Origin of the sequence: Pseudonocardia yuanmonensis, assembly GCF_039542425.1 — a bacterium.
In the GTDB taxonomy this organism is placed as follows: Bacteria; Actinomycetota; Actinomycetes; order Mycobacteriales; family Pseudonocardiaceae; genus Pseudonocardia; species Pseudonocardia yuanmonensis.
Genome location: NZ_BAABIC010000009.1, coordinates 33,413 through 49,327, shown reverse-complemented (window position 1 = coordinate 49,327; position 15,915 = coordinate 33,413). Strand labels below are relative to the sequence as shown.

16 protein-coding genes are annotated in these 15,915 nt (G+C 70.8%); 1 reads left to right on the top strand and 15 read right to left on the bottom strand.

What is annotated here, in order from left to right; all coding sequences use genetic code 11:
• Positions 1–78: 78 nt before the first annotated feature.
• The 5 genes from ABD990_RS14815 to ABD990_RS14795 are packed head-to-tail and all read right to left on the bottom strand — an operon-like array spanning position 79 to position 6,096.
• Positions 79–1,125: an ABC transporter permease gene (locus ABD990_RS14815; RefSeq protein WP_345381076.1), complete on the bottom strand. Its 1,047-nt coding sequence runs from the start codon at positions 1,123–1,125 to the stop codon at positions 79–81.
• On the bottom strand, positions 1,118–2,686 hold the full coding sequence (locus ABD990_RS14810) for a sugar ABC transporter ATP-binding protein (RefSeq protein ID WP_345381075.1): 1,569 nt from the start codon (positions 2,684–2,686) through the stop codon (positions 1,118–1,120). The genes ABD990_RS14815 and ABD990_RS14810 overlap by 8 nt, the downstream gene beginning before the upstream one ends.
• Before the next feature lies 1 nt (position 2,687).
• Positions 2,688–3,668: a substrate-binding domain-containing protein gene (locus ABD990_RS14805; RefSeq protein ID WP_345381074.1), complete on the bottom strand. Its 981-nt coding sequence runs from the start codon at positions 3,666–3,668 to the stop codon at positions 2,688–2,690.
• A gap of 52 nt (positions 3,669–3,720) precedes the next feature.
• Positions 3,721–5,325, bottom strand: coding sequence for a flavin-containing monooxygenase (locus ABD990_RS14800; RefSeq protein ID WP_345381073.1), 1,605 nt, complete (start codon positions 5,323–5,325; stop codon positions 3,721–3,723).
• Between the two features lie 27 nt (positions 5,326–5,352).
• Positions 5,353–6,096 carry a mycofactocin-coupled SDR family oxidoreductase gene (locus ABD990_RS14795; protein WP_345381072.1) on the bottom strand — a complete coding sequence of 248 codons (744 nt, stop codon included), beginning with the start codon at positions 6,094–6,096 and terminating at the stop codon, positions 5,353–5,355.
• A gap of 318 nt (positions 6,097–6,414) precedes the next feature.
• On the opposite strand from ABD990_RS14795, the gene ABD990_RS14790 reads away from it, so the two are divergent.
• Positions 6,415–8,103 carry a sigma-54-dependent Fis family transcriptional regulator gene (locus tag ABD990_RS14790; protein WP_345381071.1) on the top strand — a complete coding sequence of 563 codons (1,689 nt, stop codon included), beginning with the start codon at positions 6,415–6,417 and terminating at the stop codon, positions 8,101–8,103.
• A gap of 69 nt (positions 8,104–8,172) precedes the next feature.
• Here the strand turns inward: ABD990_RS14790 and ABD990_RS14785 are convergent, their stop codons facing one another.
• From ABD990_RS14785 to ABD990_RS14740, 10 genes are all read right to left on the bottom strand, one after another.
• Complete coding sequence (locus ABD990_RS14785; protein ID WP_345381070.1) at positions 8,173–8,466, bottom strand: FAD-linked oxidase C-terminal domain-containing protein; 294 nt, start codon at positions 8,464–8,466, stop codon at positions 8,173–8,175.
• Positions 8,467–8,733: 267 nt separating this feature from the next.
• Positions 8,734–8,904 carry a hypothetical protein gene (locus ABD990_RS14780; RefSeq protein WP_345381069.1) on the bottom strand — a complete coding sequence of 57 codons (171 nt, stop codon included), beginning with the start codon at positions 8,902–8,904 and terminating at the stop codon, positions 8,734–8,736.
• Positions 8,905–9,035: 131 nt separating this feature from the next.
• On the bottom strand, positions 9,036–10,376 hold the full coding sequence (locus ABD990_RS14775) for an MFS transporter (protein WP_345381068.1): 1,341 nt from the start codon (positions 10,374–10,376) through the stop codon (positions 9,036–9,038).
• A gap of 60 nt (positions 10,377–10,436) precedes the next feature.
• Positions 10,437–11,204, bottom strand: a complete 768-nt coding sequence (locus tag ABD990_RS14770) for an SDR family NAD(P)-dependent oxidoreductase (RefSeq protein ID WP_345381067.1) — start codon at positions 11,202–11,204, stop codon at positions 10,437–10,439.
• Positions 11,201–12,685: a class I adenylate-forming enzyme family protein gene (locus ABD990_RS14765; protein ID WP_345381066.1), complete on the bottom strand. Its 1,485-nt coding sequence runs from the start codon at positions 12,683–12,685 to the stop codon at positions 11,201–11,203. The genes ABD990_RS14770 and ABD990_RS14765 overlap by 4 nt, the downstream gene beginning before the upstream one ends.
• Before the next feature lie 2 nt (positions 12,686–12,687).
• Positions 12,688–13,008, bottom strand: a complete 321-nt coding sequence (locus tag ABD990_RS14760; protein ID WP_232872612.1) for an EthD family reductase — start codon at positions 13,006–13,008, stop codon at positions 12,688–12,690.
• 20 nt (positions 13,009–13,028) lie between these two features.
• Positions 13,029–13,394: a hypothetical protein gene (locus ABD990_RS14755; protein ID WP_232872613.1), complete on the bottom strand. Its 366-nt coding sequence runs from the start codon at positions 13,392–13,394 to the stop codon at positions 13,029–13,031.
• Positions 13,391–13,759, bottom strand: a complete 369-nt coding sequence (locus tag ABD990_RS14750) for a nuclear transport factor 2 family protein (RefSeq protein ID WP_345381063.1) — start codon at positions 13,757–13,759, stop codon at positions 13,391–13,393. Before ABD990_RS14750 ends, ABD990_RS14755 begins: the two co-directional genes overlap by 4 nt.
• 126 nt (positions 13,760–13,885) lie before the next feature.
• Positions 13,886–14,530 carry a TetR/AcrR family transcriptional regulator gene (locus ABD990_RS14745; protein WP_345381062.1) on the bottom strand — a complete coding sequence of 215 codons (645 nt, stop codon included), beginning with the start codon at positions 14,528–14,530 and terminating at the stop codon, positions 13,886–13,888.
• 52 nt (positions 14,531–14,582) lie between these two features.
• Positions 14,583–15,914, bottom strand: coding sequence for an FAD-dependent oxidoreductase (locus tag ABD990_RS14740; RefSeq protein WP_345381061.1), 1,332 nt, complete (start codon positions 15,912–15,914; stop codon positions 14,583–14,585).
• Position 15,915 lies beyond the last annotated feature (1 nt).

The window sequence follows — 15,915 nt, the reverse complement described above, 5'->3', positions numbered from 1 at the left end:
CGATGCACTCGTCGATCGTCCCCGGACCGCCGCCCCGGCGGGTGTTCAGTCTCATGACACCCCCTCTGGCTTGCGCCATCAGAGGCCGAACAGCCGGACGACCCGTCCCAGCTCGCCGCGGCCGGCGCTCAGCACGACGGCGATGAGCACGATCACCCCGCTCGCAATGCCCTGCGCGTAGGAGCTGAGGTCGAGCAGCACCATCCCGTTACCCAGGATCCCGAGGAACACGATGCCGAGGAAGGTGCCGGGAACGGAGCCCCGCCCACCCGCCAGGCTCGCCCCGCCGATGATGACCGCAGAGATCGCGGTGAACTCGGCACCGGACCCGATCGTCGAGTCGCCGGAACTGAGCTGCGCGGAGACCAGCACGCCGGCCAACGCCGCTGCCACACCCGTCGTGACGAACGTCGTGATCCTGATCCGGGCCACGTTGATGCCGGCCAGCCGCGCGGCCTCGGCGTTGCCGCCGACAGCGAACACGCTGCGGCCGAAGGACGTCCGGCTCAGGACGAACCAGCAGACGAGCAGGAACCCGATCATGATCAGAGCTGGGATCGGAATGCCTGCGACCGTACCGTTGCCCCAATGCGTGAACGACTCGCTCGCGATTCGAACCGGGACGGCGTCGGTGAGCATCTGCGCCAGTCCGCGCAGGATGCCGAACAGAGCAAGGGTGACGATGAACGAGGGCACGTCGAACCACACGCGCACGGCACCGATCAGCAGCCCGATCATCGCGCCGACGACCAGCACCACGAGGACCGCCGCAGGCAGCGTCCAACCGTGATCCACGACGAGGACCCCGAGCAGCGCCGAGGCGAAGGCCATCGCCGAGCCCACGCTGATGTCGATCTCCCCGGCGACGATCACGAACGTCATCGCCAGCGCGATGATCCCGACGAACGATGCCTGTTGCAGCACGTTCAGCAGGTTCCGCGAGGTGAGGAAGTAGGGAGCGATCGACGCCAGGACGACCATCAGCACGATCGTGGCCCCGGCCAGGCCCCCGTGTTCCAGGTGGCGGAAGCGGCCGAGGACGCCGGCTGCGCCGCGATGCTCGCCTGCCGGCTCGCTCGGCGGGTCCTGCAGGGTCACGCCGGTCCCCGTCGGGGTGTCAGACATTGTCGCCCTCTCCCATTGCGACGAGCATGAGCTGCTGCTCGTCGATCTCGGTCAGATCCGCATCCGCCACCAGTCGACCGCGCCGCAGCACGAGCGCACGGGACGCGACGTGGTAGAGCTCGTCGAACTCCGACGTACAGAAGATGGTGCTGACCCGTCGGCGGCCAGCTCGGAGAGCAGGCCGTAGATCTCGCGTTTCGCCCGGACGTCGACCCCGCGGGTCGGCTCGTCGAGCAGGAGGACGCGGGCGCCGTTCGCCAGCCAGCGGCCGAGCACGACGCGCTGCTGGTTTCCCGCCGCTGAGCGTGGTGGGCGGGGCGTCGACCCGCCAGTGGACCCCGAGGCGGCTCATGACCTCGGTGAGGACGGCGCGCTCCCGACCGCGGGACACCACACCACCCCGGCTGATCCGTGACAGACAGCCGACGGCGACGTTCTCCCGGATCGACAGCCCCAGGGCGAGCCCCTCGGACTTCCGGTCCTCCGGGGCCAACCCGACGCCGCGGCGCCGCATGGTACGCAGGCCACCGCGCCGGACCGCCTGGCCCCGCACCGTGACCGTACCGCTGTACGGATCGGCACCCGCGAGTGCGCGCAGCAAGGAGGTGCGGCCCGCCCCGAGGACGCCGGCGACGCCGAGGACCTCTCCCCGCCTCAGGTCGAAGCCGATCCCGTGCAGATGAGCGGTCGACAGGTCTCGCACCGAGAGGGCGGCGTGGTCGGGGGGCGTGGCAGCGGCGGAGACAGGCGCGGGGGCGACCGTCGCAGGACGCCGCAGGCTCGGGCCGGTCGGCCGGTCCCCCGTCATCATCGCCACGATCTCGCGGGTCGACGCAGTGCCGACGGCGACGGTCTCGATGAGGCTGCCGTCCCGCATCACCGACACGGAGTCCGCTACCCGCCGGATCTCGTCCATCCGGTGCGAGATGTAGATGATCGCCACCCCCGACTCGGCGAGCCGCCGGACGAGCGCGATCAGCCGATCGGCTTCGGGGACCGACAGCGAGCTCGTGGGTTCGTCGAGCAGGAGCACGTGCGGTCGCGTCCCGACCGCGCGCGCGATCTCCACGAGCTGCTGGTCACCGATGGGCAGGTCGCCCGCCATGCCCTGGGGCGATGCCCTGGCGCCGACACGGTCCAGCAGACCGGCGGCCTCCTTCACCATCCGTCGCCGGTCGAGGCCCGCGCCACGCCGGGTCGGCCACCGCCCCAGATAGATGTTCTCGGCGACCGAGAGCCCGGGCACGATCGTCAGCTCCTGGTGGACGGTGGACAGTCCGGCGGCCATGGCGTCAGCGGGCGTCCGGAACCGGACGGGGTTTCCGGCGATCGAGATCGCCCCGGCGTCGGGTTCGACCACCCCGCTCAGCATCTTCACCAGGGTCGACTTCCCGGCCCCGTTCAGGCCGAGGACCGCTCTGATCTCACCGGCGCGCAACCGCAGGTCGACCGCGCGCACCGCGCGGACGGCGCCGAAGCTCTTGGTGAGACCCTCGACCTCGAGGGCGACCCGCTCCGTCGGCTCTGCCGTGTCGGCCCCTGCCGAGTCAACCTCGGCCATGTCAGTTGTGGGTCGACAGGTAGGCGGCCAGGCCGGCCTGGTCGCTCGCCGAGTACGGGAGCAGGCCCGCGTACTGGGTCTCCGCCTGGGGTCTGCCCTCGAGGGCGTCGACCGCGAGTCCGATCGCCTTCTGGCCGAGCTCCTCGGCCCCCTGACCCGCCGTGAACACCAGTGCCGGATCCGGCTCCGTCATCAGTTGCGCGATCACGGGGGTGATGTCGATGCCCACCACGTGCGTCCCGGTGCGGCCCGCGGACTTCACCGCGAGCGCGGCGCCGATGGTGCTGCCCTCGTTCTGGCCGAAGATCAGTCCGAGGTCGGGGTTGGCGGTCAGCATGTCGGTGGCGAGCGGACGTGCCTTGTCCACCACGTATCCCTCCTGCTTGGCCACGATCTCGTAGGACCCCGGTGCGAGTGCGCTGAGGAACCCGTCCCGGCGCTGGGCGCAGATGGCGTAGGACTGGTCGCAGGTGAGCATCCCGATCTTCGCCTTGCCGCCCAGGTCCTCTGCGATGTACTTCGCCGCGGCCTCACCCGCCTCCCGACCGAGCGCGGTCTGGTCGGAGGTGACGTAGCCCTTGATCATGGACGCCTTCGCGTCCTCCTGGATGCAGGTGTCGTAGCACAGCACGGTGATGCCTGCGGCGACCGCGCGCTGGACGGCGGGGATGGACCCACTGTCGGAGATCGGGTCGATGAGGATCGCGTCGACCTGCTGGGTGATGTACGTGTCGATGATCGATGCTTCTTTGCCGACGTTGCTGTCCGCCGTGTTCACCTTGAGGGTGATCCCGCGCTTGTCGGCCTCGGCCTGCATCCCGGCCGTGTACCCGTTGATGATCGGCGAGGAGAACAGGGTGGTCACGCCGATCGTGTACTGCCGGTCGCCGTCGACGGTGCCGCTCGGGCCGCACCCGGCGACCAGAGCACCGAGCGCTACCCCGACTGCTGCGGCGGCGGTGCGTCGCCACTTCGTGGACATGGGGGACCTCTCTCCGTTGAAAAGCCGCTTGAACCGGACGAGCGGAACGCGCTCAGGACCGACCGGCGACGAACCCCTGGTAGCCCTGGGCGGCCTCGTTCGCCAGGATGTCGCGGTAGGCCCCCAGGCCGCCCAGGTAGAAGCGGGACCGGGTCGACTTGCCCTCGATGTTGTTGCCGAAGATCCAGGACTCCACCTCGGGGAACAGGGTGCCGTCCGAGATCTCGTTGCAGAGCGTCGTCCAGGACTCCTCGGCCTCGACGGTGGGCTCCAGGACCGCCTCCTCCTTCGCCGCGTGGCGGATGGCCTCGGCGATCCACTCGGCCTGGATTGACAGCACGGGCGGGTTGTTGCTGAAACTCGAGTTCGGGCCGAAGACCGTGAAGAGGTTCGGGAAGCCAGCGACGGCCACTCCGAGATACCCACGCGGCATGTCGCGCCAGTGGTCGACGAGCGCGTGGCCGCCCCGGCCGCGGACGTCGATCCGGTTGTAGCTGCCCTCCACCGCGTCGAAGCCGGTCGCGTAGATCAGGACGTCGAGCTCGTGCAACGCTCCGTCCGAGGTCCGCAGCCCGCGAGCGGCCGCGTCGACGATGGGGGTGTCCCTGACGTCGACCAGGTGGACGTTCGGACGGTTGAAGGTCGCGTAGTAGCCGGAGTCGCAGAGCGGGCGCCGCGCATAGAGGTCGGTCGGGGTGAGCTTGCGAGCGGTCTCGGGGTCCTCGACGATCTCGGCGATCTTCCCCCGGATGAACGAGGCCGCGGCCTCGTTCGCCTCGGGGTCCACGCCGATGTCGCCGAAGGTCCCGAACATGAAGTAGAAGCCACCGCCGTGCTGCCAGGCCTTCTCGAAGACCTCGCGGCGTTCCTCCGCGGACACGCTCATCGCCGGGACGGTCGACTCGTCGAAGCCCATGCCGACCGAGGAGGAGTAGACGTCCTCCCAGATCTTCCCGTAGTTCGCCTTGACCTCGCGGACGTACTCGTCGCTGAGCTCACGGTTGCCCAGCGGGACGCTGTACTGGGGGGTGCGCTGGAAAACGGTCAGCTCGCCGACCTCGCCGGCCAGCGCGGTGATCACCTGGACGCCCGTCGACCCGGTGCCGATGACGCCCACCCGCTTGCCTCGGAGGTCGTACTCCGCGGGCCAGTTGCTCGTGTGGTAGACCTCGCCACGGAACTTCTCGATGCCCGGGATCGTGGGGATGTTCGCCGCGGACAGCGGGCCGAGCGCGCCCACGACGTAACGAGCGGTGTACGACCGGCCGTCCTCGGTCTCGACCGACCACAGCGCTGTCGCGTCGTCGAAGTGCACCCTCACCACCGTGGCGTTGAGCTCGACGTGCTCGACGAGCCCCTTGCGTTCGGCGAAGGAGCGCAGGTACGCGAGCACCTCGGGCTGGGCGAGGTACCGGGTGCTCAGGTCCCAGTCCTGCAGCAGCTCGTCGTCGAAGGAGTAGCAGTAGACGAAGGACTCGCTGTCCGACAGGGCACCCGGGTAGCGGTTCCAGAACCAGGTGCCGCCGATCCCGTCGCCCTTCTCCAGGGCTACCGCGTCGAGCCCCAGCTCGTTGCGCAGCTTGTGCAGCGACAGCAGGCCGCTGAAGCCCGCACCGATGACCACGGCGTCGACGGGCTTCTTCTCGTTCTCGCTCACGGTGTTCCTCTCCGGCTGCAGATCGGTCTACTTGGTCGGGGACGGGTTGTAGCCGTCCATGGCGAGGTGCCCCGCATCAACCGGGAAAGCGATCCCGGTGACGTGCTCCGCCGCGTCGGAGGACAGGAAGGCGATGGCCTCGCTCACCGCGGTCGGTGGAAGCATCGAGCGGCCGTGCAGGAGGTGGAAGTGGCGCACACTCTCGATCGCCTCCTCGCGGGTGCCCCCCGGCTTGCCTGCGAACCGCTCGTAGGTGTGCGGGTTGTTCAGCATCAGCGTGTCGATGGCGCCAGGACAGACGGCGTTGCACCGGACACCGTAGGGCGCGAGCTCGTTCGCGAAGTTGCGCATCAGGCCGATCACCCCGTGCTTGGCCGCCACGTAGTGCGCGATCTGCCAACCCGGCTGGAACCCGTTGACCGAGGACGTCAGGACGATCGAGCCCTGCCGTCGTTCGATGAGGTGCGGGGCGACGGCCTTCGCGGTGCGCCACACCCCGGTCAAGTTGACGTCGATCATGTCCTGCCACATCTCGTCGGTCATCTCCCAGAAGTTGGCCTGGGAGTAGATGCCGGCATTGGCGCAGACGACGTCGATGTGGCCGAACTGGTCGAGCGCTGCGGCGACGACCTCGTCGAGCTGTGCCGAACTGCGGACATCAGCCTTGGCGGTGAGGACTCGGCGGTCCTGGTCCTCGACCGCCGTGGCCGTGGCTTTGAGATCGTCAGCGGTGCCGAGGCCATAGGGGACGGTCGTCAGGTCCTCGGCCATGTCGAGGGCGACGATGTCCGCACCTGCCTTGGCCAGTGTGACCGCGTGCGCTCGGCCTTGTTCCGCGGGCGGCACCCGTCACCAATGCGACCTTGCCGCTCAGGTTCGTCATCTGGAAACTCCTCCGCCTCGTCGCGGTGTGCTGAGTTGCCGACGCGAGGTGCCGGCGCCGAGAAGTAGACGGCAACGAGGGAGGGGGGTGGCGTCAAGAAAGTTTGCACGACCACGGCGCAGCATCCCGTGGACCCGCGCGACATGGGACGCCGTGTAAGACTTCCTTACAGGCCTCGCCGGAGAGCGTGGCTACATTCGTTGCCCGTGCCGACGGCGGCGGAGGAGGTCACAGCCATGCAGGGACGCGTAGCTTGGGAGCGCTTCCAGCTCGGCGAGGAGCTGATCGGGGTGCGCAGCGAGATTCTCACCTCCTGGCGCCGGTCCCGGCTCTCCGGGGTAGACCCGACCGAGCCCAATCTGCCGCACACGGATGCGGACTTCGACAGCCGCTTCGCGCGCATGGCGATACCTGTGATGTCGGCGACCGCGGAGCTCCTCGGGACCACCGATACCTGCCTCGCGATCACGAACAGTGCAGGAGTGGTGCTGTGGCGTTGGACCTCGGACTCCGCGCTGCGCAGCGCACTGGACGACTCGGGCCTGCTCGAGGGATCGGCGTTCGGCGAGGAGCACGCCGGGACGAACGGTCTCGGCACCGCCCTGGAACTCGGGCGCGTCGCCGCCGTACACGGTGAGGAACACTTCAAGGAGCACTTCCACCGCTTCGCCTGTGTCGCGGCGCCGGTCGCTCATCCGCTCACCCGCCGGACGGTCGGCGCCGTCAACATCACGTGTCCGGTCGAGGACGCGAACCAGATGCTCGAGCCGACGATCGTCAAACTGGTCCGCGAGATCCGCCACGCGCTCCTCGAGGCCGCCGGGGTGCGGGAACGGAAGCTGTTCGACGAGTTCCTCTCCGAGCGGGCCAAGGGGGCCAACCCGGTCATCACGTTGAGTCCGGACGTCATCATCAAGAACCACGCGGCCTCGGAGCTCCAGCTCGAACACCAGCTGCTGTGGAGCCAGGTGCTCGACTCGCTCGAGACCGGGAGCCGGATCGACTTCCCCGACGGCCGCAGCGCGACTCTCCGTCCGCTGTCGGAGGGGCAGCAGCTCACGGGAGCCGTCCTCATCCTCGGCGAGCCGCCGCACACCCCTGTCGCAGCCGAGCCCGAGCACGAGATCCTCGACACGGACGAGCGGATGCTGCGGCTCGCCGAGCGGGCATGGGCGGAGAACCGCTGCGTCGTTCTGCGGGGCGAGCAGGGCGCGGGCAAGACGTACCTGACGCGGCGACTTCTCGCCCGGTTCCCCGACTCCAGGCTGGTCGAGGCGAGGGAGCTGCTGAGCGCGGACGGACTCGCCTCACTCTCCGCCGAGATCGAGACCACGCAGCCCGCCCTTGCGGTCGAGGGTCTCGACCGTGTTCCCCTCGAACAGCTTCGAGACGAGCTCCTGCCGCTGCTGCGGAGCTGGGGGGACGTCCTCCCGGTCGCGATGACGTGGACGAGCAGCCAACACGACATGCCGGGCAGCCTCGCCGTGGTCGCCGACGAGCTCGAGCCGGCCATCGTGGACGTTCCGGCGCTCCGACTCCGGCGGGAGGAGCTGAAGAGCCTGGTAGCGGGTGTTCTCGGCAAGCCCGGCTGGGTGACCTCCGCGGCGATGGCCGTCCTGTACGACCACACCTGGCCCGGCAACATGACCGAGCTGAGGTTCGCGATGTCCCGGGCGATCGAGGAGTCCGGGGGCGCCCGTATCGAGGTGGCCCATCTCCCCCGCTACCTCTGGCACCAGACCAGCAGCAGGCGGCTGACCCCCCTCGAACGCGCGGAGGCGTCGGTGATCGCCGAGGCGATCGCCGCGAACGGGGGGAACAAGAGCGCGGCGGCGAAGGAGCTCGGGGTCTCCCGCCCCACGCTCTACAGCAAGATCAGATCGTACCGGCTGTAGACGGCCCCCGGACGAACGACGCCGAGGCCCGGCTCCGCGAGGGAGCCGGGCCTCCTCTGCGCCGGGCGGTCAGCCGAAGACCGAACCCGGGTTGAGGATGCCCCACGGGTCGAGGGCGTCCTTGACCCGTCGATCCAGGGACATGACATCCGGCCCGAGGTAGTCCTCCAACCAGGGCTTCTTGAGCCGCCCGACACCGTGCTCCCCCGTGATCGTCCCGCCGAGGCCCATGGCGAGCTCCATGATCTCGCCGTAGGCGGTCAGCGACAGACCCGCGACGTCCTTGAGCCGCGGTCCGCCCAGCTCGACCGCCGAGCCGTCCGCCAGCACGACGGTCATCCCCATCACGTAGTCGGTGGTCACGCTGGGCATTCCTAGTGACTACCCGACTCCCCTCCAGCGGGTTGGGGGTTCGATTCCCTCGCGGCGCACCATCGTTGCAGGTCAGACCACGTGTCGGTCTGGCCTATAACCCGGCGATCCACTCAACGAAACCCCATCCAGATCACCAGTGGCGTACGTCCTGTGCCCGTGGGGAGCTCACCGACCGTGCGAACGAGATCGGCTCCCGACGCAACCGCTCCGCGGTCGCCGCGCACGCCTGGCCGGCCTCGCCTCGACGGGAAAGGTCTACCGCGGCTCGTGGAGCGACATGCCGCGGCGCCGCCCCGGTCCGGCGATCTGGTCGGCCGACAACAGTGAGGAATGGTTCTGCGGATGTCCTTCGCTGGCCAGTCCCCGCGCCTTGACCGTGCAGGCGATGATGACGGTGGGTCGGGTGTCGTCGATCGCGCCGGACACGTCGCCCAGGCTTGCATGTCGTGACCGCCGAAGTTGCGGACCGCCCACGTGCAGCGTGTCCCCGGGATGTCGGGCGAGGATCACCGAGCCCCTGGAAGCGGGGGAAGGTCGGACAAGTACGCCGCCGTTGTTCAGGTCTGCACGGCGGACGAGCTGCCCAGCGTGGCGTTCTCGGTGTCCTCGCTCCCGAGGGTGTCTCGGGAGGTCTCGCGGGTGATCGCGACGAACGCGAGGCCGACGAGGGCGGCGAAGATCAAGTAGAACGCGGGCGCCAACGTGTTGCCGGTCAACGTGACCAGGGCGGTCGCGATCACCGAGACCAGGCCCGAGCCCAGCACTCCGCCGATGTTGAAGCCGATCGAGACGCCGGTGTAGCGAACGCGTGTCGGGAACAGCTCGGGGAGCAGGGTGTAGAGCACACCCTGCTGCACGGCGAAGGGGATGTTCAGGATGATCGCCGCCACCATGGCCCAGACCAGGGAGCCCTGCTGCATCACCCAGTAACAGGGCACTGCCAGGACGATGAACCCGAGCGCCGCCGCTGCCAGCACAGCTCGACGCCCGAACCGGTCGCTCAGCGCGCCGGCCAACGGCACCAACCCGACCGGCAGCAGCACGATCAACACGATCAACCACAGTGAACCCGTCAGTGAGTACCCGAGCACCGCTGAAAGGTGTACCAGGATGTACACCGAGGCGAGGCTGCCGGTCGTCAACGTGGCATAGACGATGCCAACGGTCCGCAGCACGGCACTGCCGTGTTTGCGGAGAACCTCGGTCACGGGGGCCTTCACCGGCTCAGAGTCCTGAACCAGCTCCTTGAACACCGGCGAGTCCTCCACCCGCATCCGGTAGAGCACCGCGCCGAGCAGCAGAGGGCCCGCGACGAGGAACGGGATGCGCCAGCCCCACGAGGCGAGCTGCTCGGGAGTCGTGACCGCGGTGACGGTCCCGACAGCGGCCGCAGCACCCGCCAAGCCGAACGCGACACCGACGGACGTTGCAGAGCCGAACAGGCCGCGGCGTCGCGACGGGGCGGACTCGGTCGCCAACGAGGCGGCCCCGCCGATCTCGCCGCCGGCAGAGATGCCCTGCACGATCCGGAGCACGGCGAGCAGGATCGGTGCGGCGACGCCGATGGTGGCGAAGGTCGGCAGGAGTCCCGTCAGCACGGTCGAGACGCCCATCAGGCTCACCGTCGCCATGAGCACGATGCGCCGGCCACGTCGATCACCGATCCGCCCGAAGATCACTCCACCGAGCGGGCGGGCGGCGAACCCGCCGGCCACGACGACCAGCGTCGACAGGACGCCGACGAGCCCGTCCTGGCTCGGGAAGAACAACGGCGCGAGGACGACGGCGAGGTAGCCGTAGATCGCGAAGTCGTAGTACTCGATGGCGGTACCGACGGCGGCGGCGATGCTCGCCCGCCGGCCGGTTCGGGCCGCCTCCTCGGGGGTGACCTGGGACATCGGCGCTCCTTCGCGCTGCGTCGACCCGGGCCGTGGCCCTGAGGTCGTGGATGGTGACTGCTAGGTGGCGTGGTACCCGCCGTCGACAGGCACGGTGAGGCCGGTGATCCACGCGGCCTCGGCGGAGAGCAGGAACGCCACCACCCCGGCGACGTCCGCGGGCGTGGGCAGCCCGGGGATCGGTGTCTGGGAGGTGACCAGGCGTTCCATCGCGGACGGGTCGGGCGCGTTCTGGATGTGCTGCTCCACCAGCGGTGTACGGACGGCGGTCGGGGCAACGGCATTGACCCGCACCCCGCAGGCCGCGTACTCGATGGCCGCGGAGCGGGTCAGCCCGACGATCCCGGCCTTGGAGAAGCTGTACGGCGCCATATTGGGCTTGCCAGACAACCCGGACGAGGAGGCCATGTTCACCACGGCACCGCCCTCGCCCGCGACCATGGCCCGCAGGGTCGCGCGCAGCACGTGGAACGCGCCGTCGGCGTTGACCCGCATGACGGTCGACCAGATCGCGTCGGTCGTCTCGTGGACCGGCACCTGCGGGCCGACCACGCCGGCGTTGTTGACCAGGGCGTCGATCCGATCGTGCCGGGCGGCCACCGTGTCGATCACGGTGTCGACGGCGGCTGCGTCGGTCACGTCGACCTCGTGCGCGGTGGCGTGGGGGAGCTCGTCGGCCAGCTCGGCCACGGCCCGCAGGTCGCGGTCCAGCAGTGCGACGGTGGCCCCCTCGGCGGCCAGCCGCTCTGCCGCGGCGGTCCCGAGGCCGGAGCCGGCCCCGGTGACGACGGCGACCGAGCCCTCGAACCGGCGGGCCGCCGTCGTCACGCCGGGGCCCCGTCCCGCAGCTCGCGGGCCAGCCGGGACGCGTCGGCGCGGGAGAGCTTGCCCACCCGGTTCTGCGGCAGCGCCTCCACCCGGAACACGAACTCCGGCCACTTGCCCTTCGTCAGGCCGAGCTCGCCGAGGTGACGCTGCAGCTCGGAGAGGTCGAGATCGGCCCGCTCGGTGACCAGCAGGACCGCGATCCGCTCCCCCAGCACCTCGTCCGGCACCGGGACGACACAGACCTGGTCGACCTGCGGATGGCGGGCCACCGCGGTCTCGACCTCGGTGATGTCGATGTTGCGCCCGCCGCGGATGATGATGTCCTTCTCCCGGCCCTTGATCGAGACCGTGCCGTCCGAAGCGGTCTCGACGAGGTCGCCGGTCGGGAAGAATCCGTCCGCGGTCAGCTCGGGCGAGACAACGGCCCCGGCCCGCGCGTAGCCCTCGAACAGCGAGGGGCCGCGCACCTGGGCCCGTCCGGTCGCCCCGGCCGGGAGCGGCGCGCCGCCCTCGTCGACAGCCCGCAGCTCGGTGCCCGGGAAGGGGACGCCGTCGGTGCCGAGCCGCTTCTCGGGGGTGTCGCCGGGGAGCGAGGTGGTGTGGCCCAGGCATTCCGACATCCCGAAGACCCGCAGGAAGCGCGTCCCGAGGTGTTGCTCGGCCCGGCCCAGCGCGCCCGCGTCCATCGGACCCCCGCCGACGGTCATCGCGGTCATCGCGGTCAGCAGGCCCGGCTCGCGGGCGGCCCCGCCCATCTGCAGCGCCATCGTGGGCACGCACATCGTCCAGCGGGCCTCGTGCTCGGCCATCAGGTCGACCGCGGCGGCCGGGTCCCAGCGGTCCGCCAGCAGCACGCGCCCGCCGAGCATGAGCGGCAGGTACAGGCCGAAGCAGACGGCGGCGGCGGACGACAGCGGGACGAGTGCGGCGACCGTGTCCCCGGGCCGTAGCCCGACCGCGTCGATCGTGGCCTGCCCGGCGTAGCGCAGCGACGCCTCGGACTGCACCACACCCTTGGCGCGGCCGGTCGAGCCCGAGGTCAGGCCGATGACGACCCCACCCCGCCACCGGTCGCCGTCGCGGGCGGGCCGGGCCGCGAGCCGCCAGCCGTCCAGGACCTCGGCCGCCGCAGGGAGCCCGACCGCCCAGTCCTGGGTGATGCCGGGGGCGGCGACGACGGCGTCCGGGTCGATGTCCTCGCACGCCGCGGCGAACTCCTGCCGAGTCGCGTGCCTGCTGATCAGGGCGAGCGTGCCCGCGAGCCTGCCCACTGCCACGGCGGCGACGACGGTGCGCCACGAGTTGTCCGCCTGCACCAGCAGCGTGGGGCGGGGGCCGGTCGACTCGCGCAGCGCCGCGGCCAGCGCGGCGCCCTGCTCCAGGATCGCGGCGAGCCGGTGCGGGCCGTCGGCGTCGATCGCGACGACGTCGTCCGGCGCTGCCGCGGCGCGCCGGTCCAGGTCCAGAACGAGCTGTCGCATCGTCAGGCCCGGAACATCTCGCGCTCGTCGCCGAGCAGGGCGATCCGCTTGCCCCGCATGGCGCCCACGTGCCGGACCGCGGCGGCCCACTCGTCGCTCGCGAGGGCGGCGCGGGCGGCTGCCTCGTCGTCGAAGCTCAGGACGGACAGGCCGTCCCAGCCCTCCGACCGCGGCTCGAGCGCGCTCGACACGGCGGTGTGGCGCCAGGCCCGCAGCCCCGGCAGGGGATAGGTCACCTCGGCGTGCTCGCCGCGCCACCAGGTGATGAACTGCTCGTGGGTCCAGTCCGAGGGACGGGCGGCGAGCAGGGCGAGGTTGAACATCTCCGGTCTCCTCTTGAGTCTCAGGCCTCGATGTCGAACTCCGGGGAGCGGCCGATCATCAGACCGACCACCTGCCCCGAGTCGTCCAGCCGAGCCGCGGCGACGAACGTCGACTCGAACTTCCCGCCGCGCCGCGCCTGACCCAGCACCAGCTCGTCGGATCCGACGGTCGAGGCGGACAGCACGTGATGGGTCAGCACGCCCTTCTCCCGCTGGCGGAGGTACCCCTCCATCGCCTCCCGGCCGCCCGCGAAGTCCCGGGCCGCCTCGCCGCCGGTGCCGAACACGATCGAGAAGCGGAAGTCCGGCGCGATCATGTCGAGGATGTCGTCCGGGGAACCGCCGTCGAGGGTGTCGAACCACTTCGCCAGGAACGGGGCGCTCACGCGGCACCGCCCGTGGGCAGCGGGAACATGCCGAACGTGGGGTGGAAGAAGGCCTGGTAGCGGACCAGGCGCTTGTCGGGCGACACCAGCGCCACCGAGGAGAACGAGCCGGTCCCCCGGCCGTCGCCCTCGGTGATGATCCCGTAGACCATCTCCAGGTCGCCGTCGGTCCCACGGGAGACGATCCGGTGGCGCCGTCCGACGGCGGGCCGCCCGGCGATGTACGCCTCGAGATCGGCGCGGCCGGAACCTCTGATCTCCCGGCCCGGCAGCGCGATCAGGAACTCGACGTCCGGTTCCACCAGGTCGAGCCCGGCCAGCGGCGTCGCGCCGTCGAGCTGCGCGTAGTAGTCCTCGATGATCATGTCGACCGTCCTCCCTGACGGTGGGCCCCGTGTGGAGGGTCCAATACCGACCGGCTCCAGAAAACTGAGCTGAGTTCAGTTTGATTGAGTTCAGAGTAGGCAGGCCCGGGCCCGGAGGCAAGGGGTTCAGCCGGCGTCCGGCTCCCGGCCCGCCACCATCCGCACGCAGCACCCGGTGATGAAGTCCGAGATGGTCCGCAGCTCGAGCGGGCCGCCGGGCCGGTACCAGCGCCAGACGCCGACAACGAGGCCGAGCAGGCTGCGGGCCATCATCTGCGGGTCACGGCGGGGGAACTCCCCCGCGGCCATCCCGCGTTCGAGCAGCTCCGCCCAGTTGTGCTCGACCTGCGCCACGAGCTCGCGGCACGCCTGCCGTTCGGTCTCCTCGCGGCGCGAGGCCCGCTCGTTGGCCAGCAGGGCGATGTTGCTCTGCAGGATGCGGTTCTGCTGCACCTCCTGCGGCGAGAGCGCGTACGCGGCCTCGACCGCGGCCCGCAGGGCCTCCGACGAGCTGGACGCCCCCGCCGTGGCCTCGCGGAACGCGGCGTCGGAGTTGCGCAGCCCGAGCCGCATGATCGTGAGCAGGCAGTGCGCCTTGGACTCGAAGTAGTGGTAGAGCGCGGTCTGCCCGATGCCGACCCGGTCCGCCACCTCGGACCACTTGGTGGCCTCGTAGCCGACCTCGCCGAAGCACTCCACGGCCGCGGCCAGGATCGCGGGCCGCTTCGACCGCGGCCCGTCGTCCGCCTCGGTCAGAGCCTCGATGCTCACGTCACCACTCCCTCATCCGGTGGCTCAGCCTAGCCGCGTCCCCGAACCGGGTTCACTTCGCGCTCACCACGTCGTCCGCCGCGGCGAGGCCGGTCGCGGCGGCGGCGGCGATGCCGCCCGCGTAGGCGCCGGCGTAGATCCCGCCGACGTCCGATCCCGCCGCGTACAGCCCGGGCACCACGTCCCCCGACGCGCCGAGGACCCGTCCCCGCGCGTCGATCCGGATCCCGGCGAAAGGGAAGGTGAGCGCGGTCGCGACCTCGACGACGTAGTAGGGCGCCTCGGCGAGCGGCCGCGGGTCGATCGTGCGCGGCGGGCTCGGCGGCGCCCCGCCGGCGAGCCGGGCCACCTCGTCGGCGATCCGCTCCCCGTCGTAGCCCCAGTCCTCCGGCATGGCGCGGAAGTCGTCCGCGTCGTCGGCGACGACGCACCGGCCGCCCTTCCGCCGGGCCAGCGCGAACTTGTCGGTGGCGGGCGCACCCTCCACATAGGACCCGGTGATGTACTCGCGGTAGCCGCGGGCGTCCGTCACCAGCAGGCCTCGGCCCTCCGGCTGGTCGAGCAGCGCCATGGTGGTCAGGTGGTCGCCCACGGTCTCGTCGACGAAGCGCTCGCCGGCGAGGTTGAACAGCAGCGCGTGCTCGCTGTAGTAGAGGGCGAGGTCCACGAAGTGCTCGGGCTCCAGGTCCACGTGGGCCGGGATCAGGTGCCCGTAGAAGCCGCTCCCCTCACCGGTCACGGCCCCGCCCGCCTCGGTGGCCAGCCGCAGCCCGTCGCCGCTGCTCCAGGGGTTGGAGCGCAGGGCCACGTCCCGGGCCTGCGCGTGCACGTACCGCGCACGCAGCTCCGCATCCGCCTGGAACCCGCCGGTCGCCAGCAGGGTCGCGCCGGCCCGCACGGTGCGGGCCGAGCCGTCTGCGAGGAGCAGCTCCGCGCCGGAGACCCGGCCCTCGGCGTCGATCGTGAGCTTCGTGGTTCGCGCTCCGGTGGTGACCGACCCCTGGGCGAGCACGGCTCGCCGACACGTGTCGATGTAGAGGCTGGTGTCGAACGCGTGGCCGCGGCCGAACCGCAGGATCGTGACCGCGTCCGCGACGGGGACCTCCAGGTCCCGGAGGAACGCGACGGCGTCGGCGAACCGGCCGACCACGGCGGCCTTGAGCTCCGGATCCCCGTGCGGGTTGATCTCGTCCATCGTCGCGATGTCCGGGGCGGTCCAGAGGTAGCCGGCGAACTGCGCCGATCCCCCCAGCTCCGGGGCCCGCTCCACGACGGCCACCCGCAGCCCGGACCGGGCGGCGCGGGCGGCGGCGGTCATGCCCGCCATGCCGCCGCCGAGGACGAGGAGGTCGACCGGGTCGGTCGAGGTCTGTGCGTCGGGCATG

Bases quoted from the DNA above. Each gene is read 5' to 3' on its own strand.
- ABD990_RS14740 (WP_345381061.1), bottom strand. From the start codon at position 15,914: ATGCCCGACGCACAGACCTCGACCGACCCGGTCGACCTCCTCGTCCTC.
- ABD990_RS14810 (WP_345381075.1), bottom strand. From the start codon at position 2,686: ATGGCCGAGGTTGACTCGGCAGGGGCCGACACGGCAGAGCCGACGGAG.
- ABD990_RS14815 (WP_345381076.1), bottom strand. From the start codon at position 1,125: ATGTCTGACACCCCGACGGGGACCGGCGTGACCCTGCAGGACCCGCCG.
- ABD990_RS14760 (WP_232872612.1), bottom strand. From the start codon at position 13,008: ATGTTCAACCTCGCCCTGCTCGCCGCCCGTCCCTCGGACTGGACCCAC.
- ABD990_RS14750 (WP_345381063.1), bottom strand. From the start codon at position 13,759: ATGATCATCGAGGACTACTACGCGCAGCTCGACGGCGCGACGCCGCTG.
- ABD990_RS14805 (WP_345381074.1), bottom strand. From the start codon at position 3,668: ATGTCCACGAAGTGGCGACGCACCGCCGCCGCAGCAGTCGGGGTAGCG.
- ABD990_RS14765 (WP_345381066.1), bottom strand. From the start codon at position 12,685: ATGCGACAGCTCGTTCTGGACCTGGACCGGCGCGCCGCGGCAGCGCCG.
- ABD990_RS14795 (WP_345381072.1), bottom strand. From the start codon at position 6,096: ATGGCCGAGGACCTGACGACCGTCCCCTATGGCCTCGGCACCGCTGAC.
- ABD990_RS14775 (WP_345381068.1), bottom strand. From the start codon at position 10,376: ATGTCCCAGGTCACCCCCGAGGAGGCGGCCCGAACCGGCCGGCGGGCG.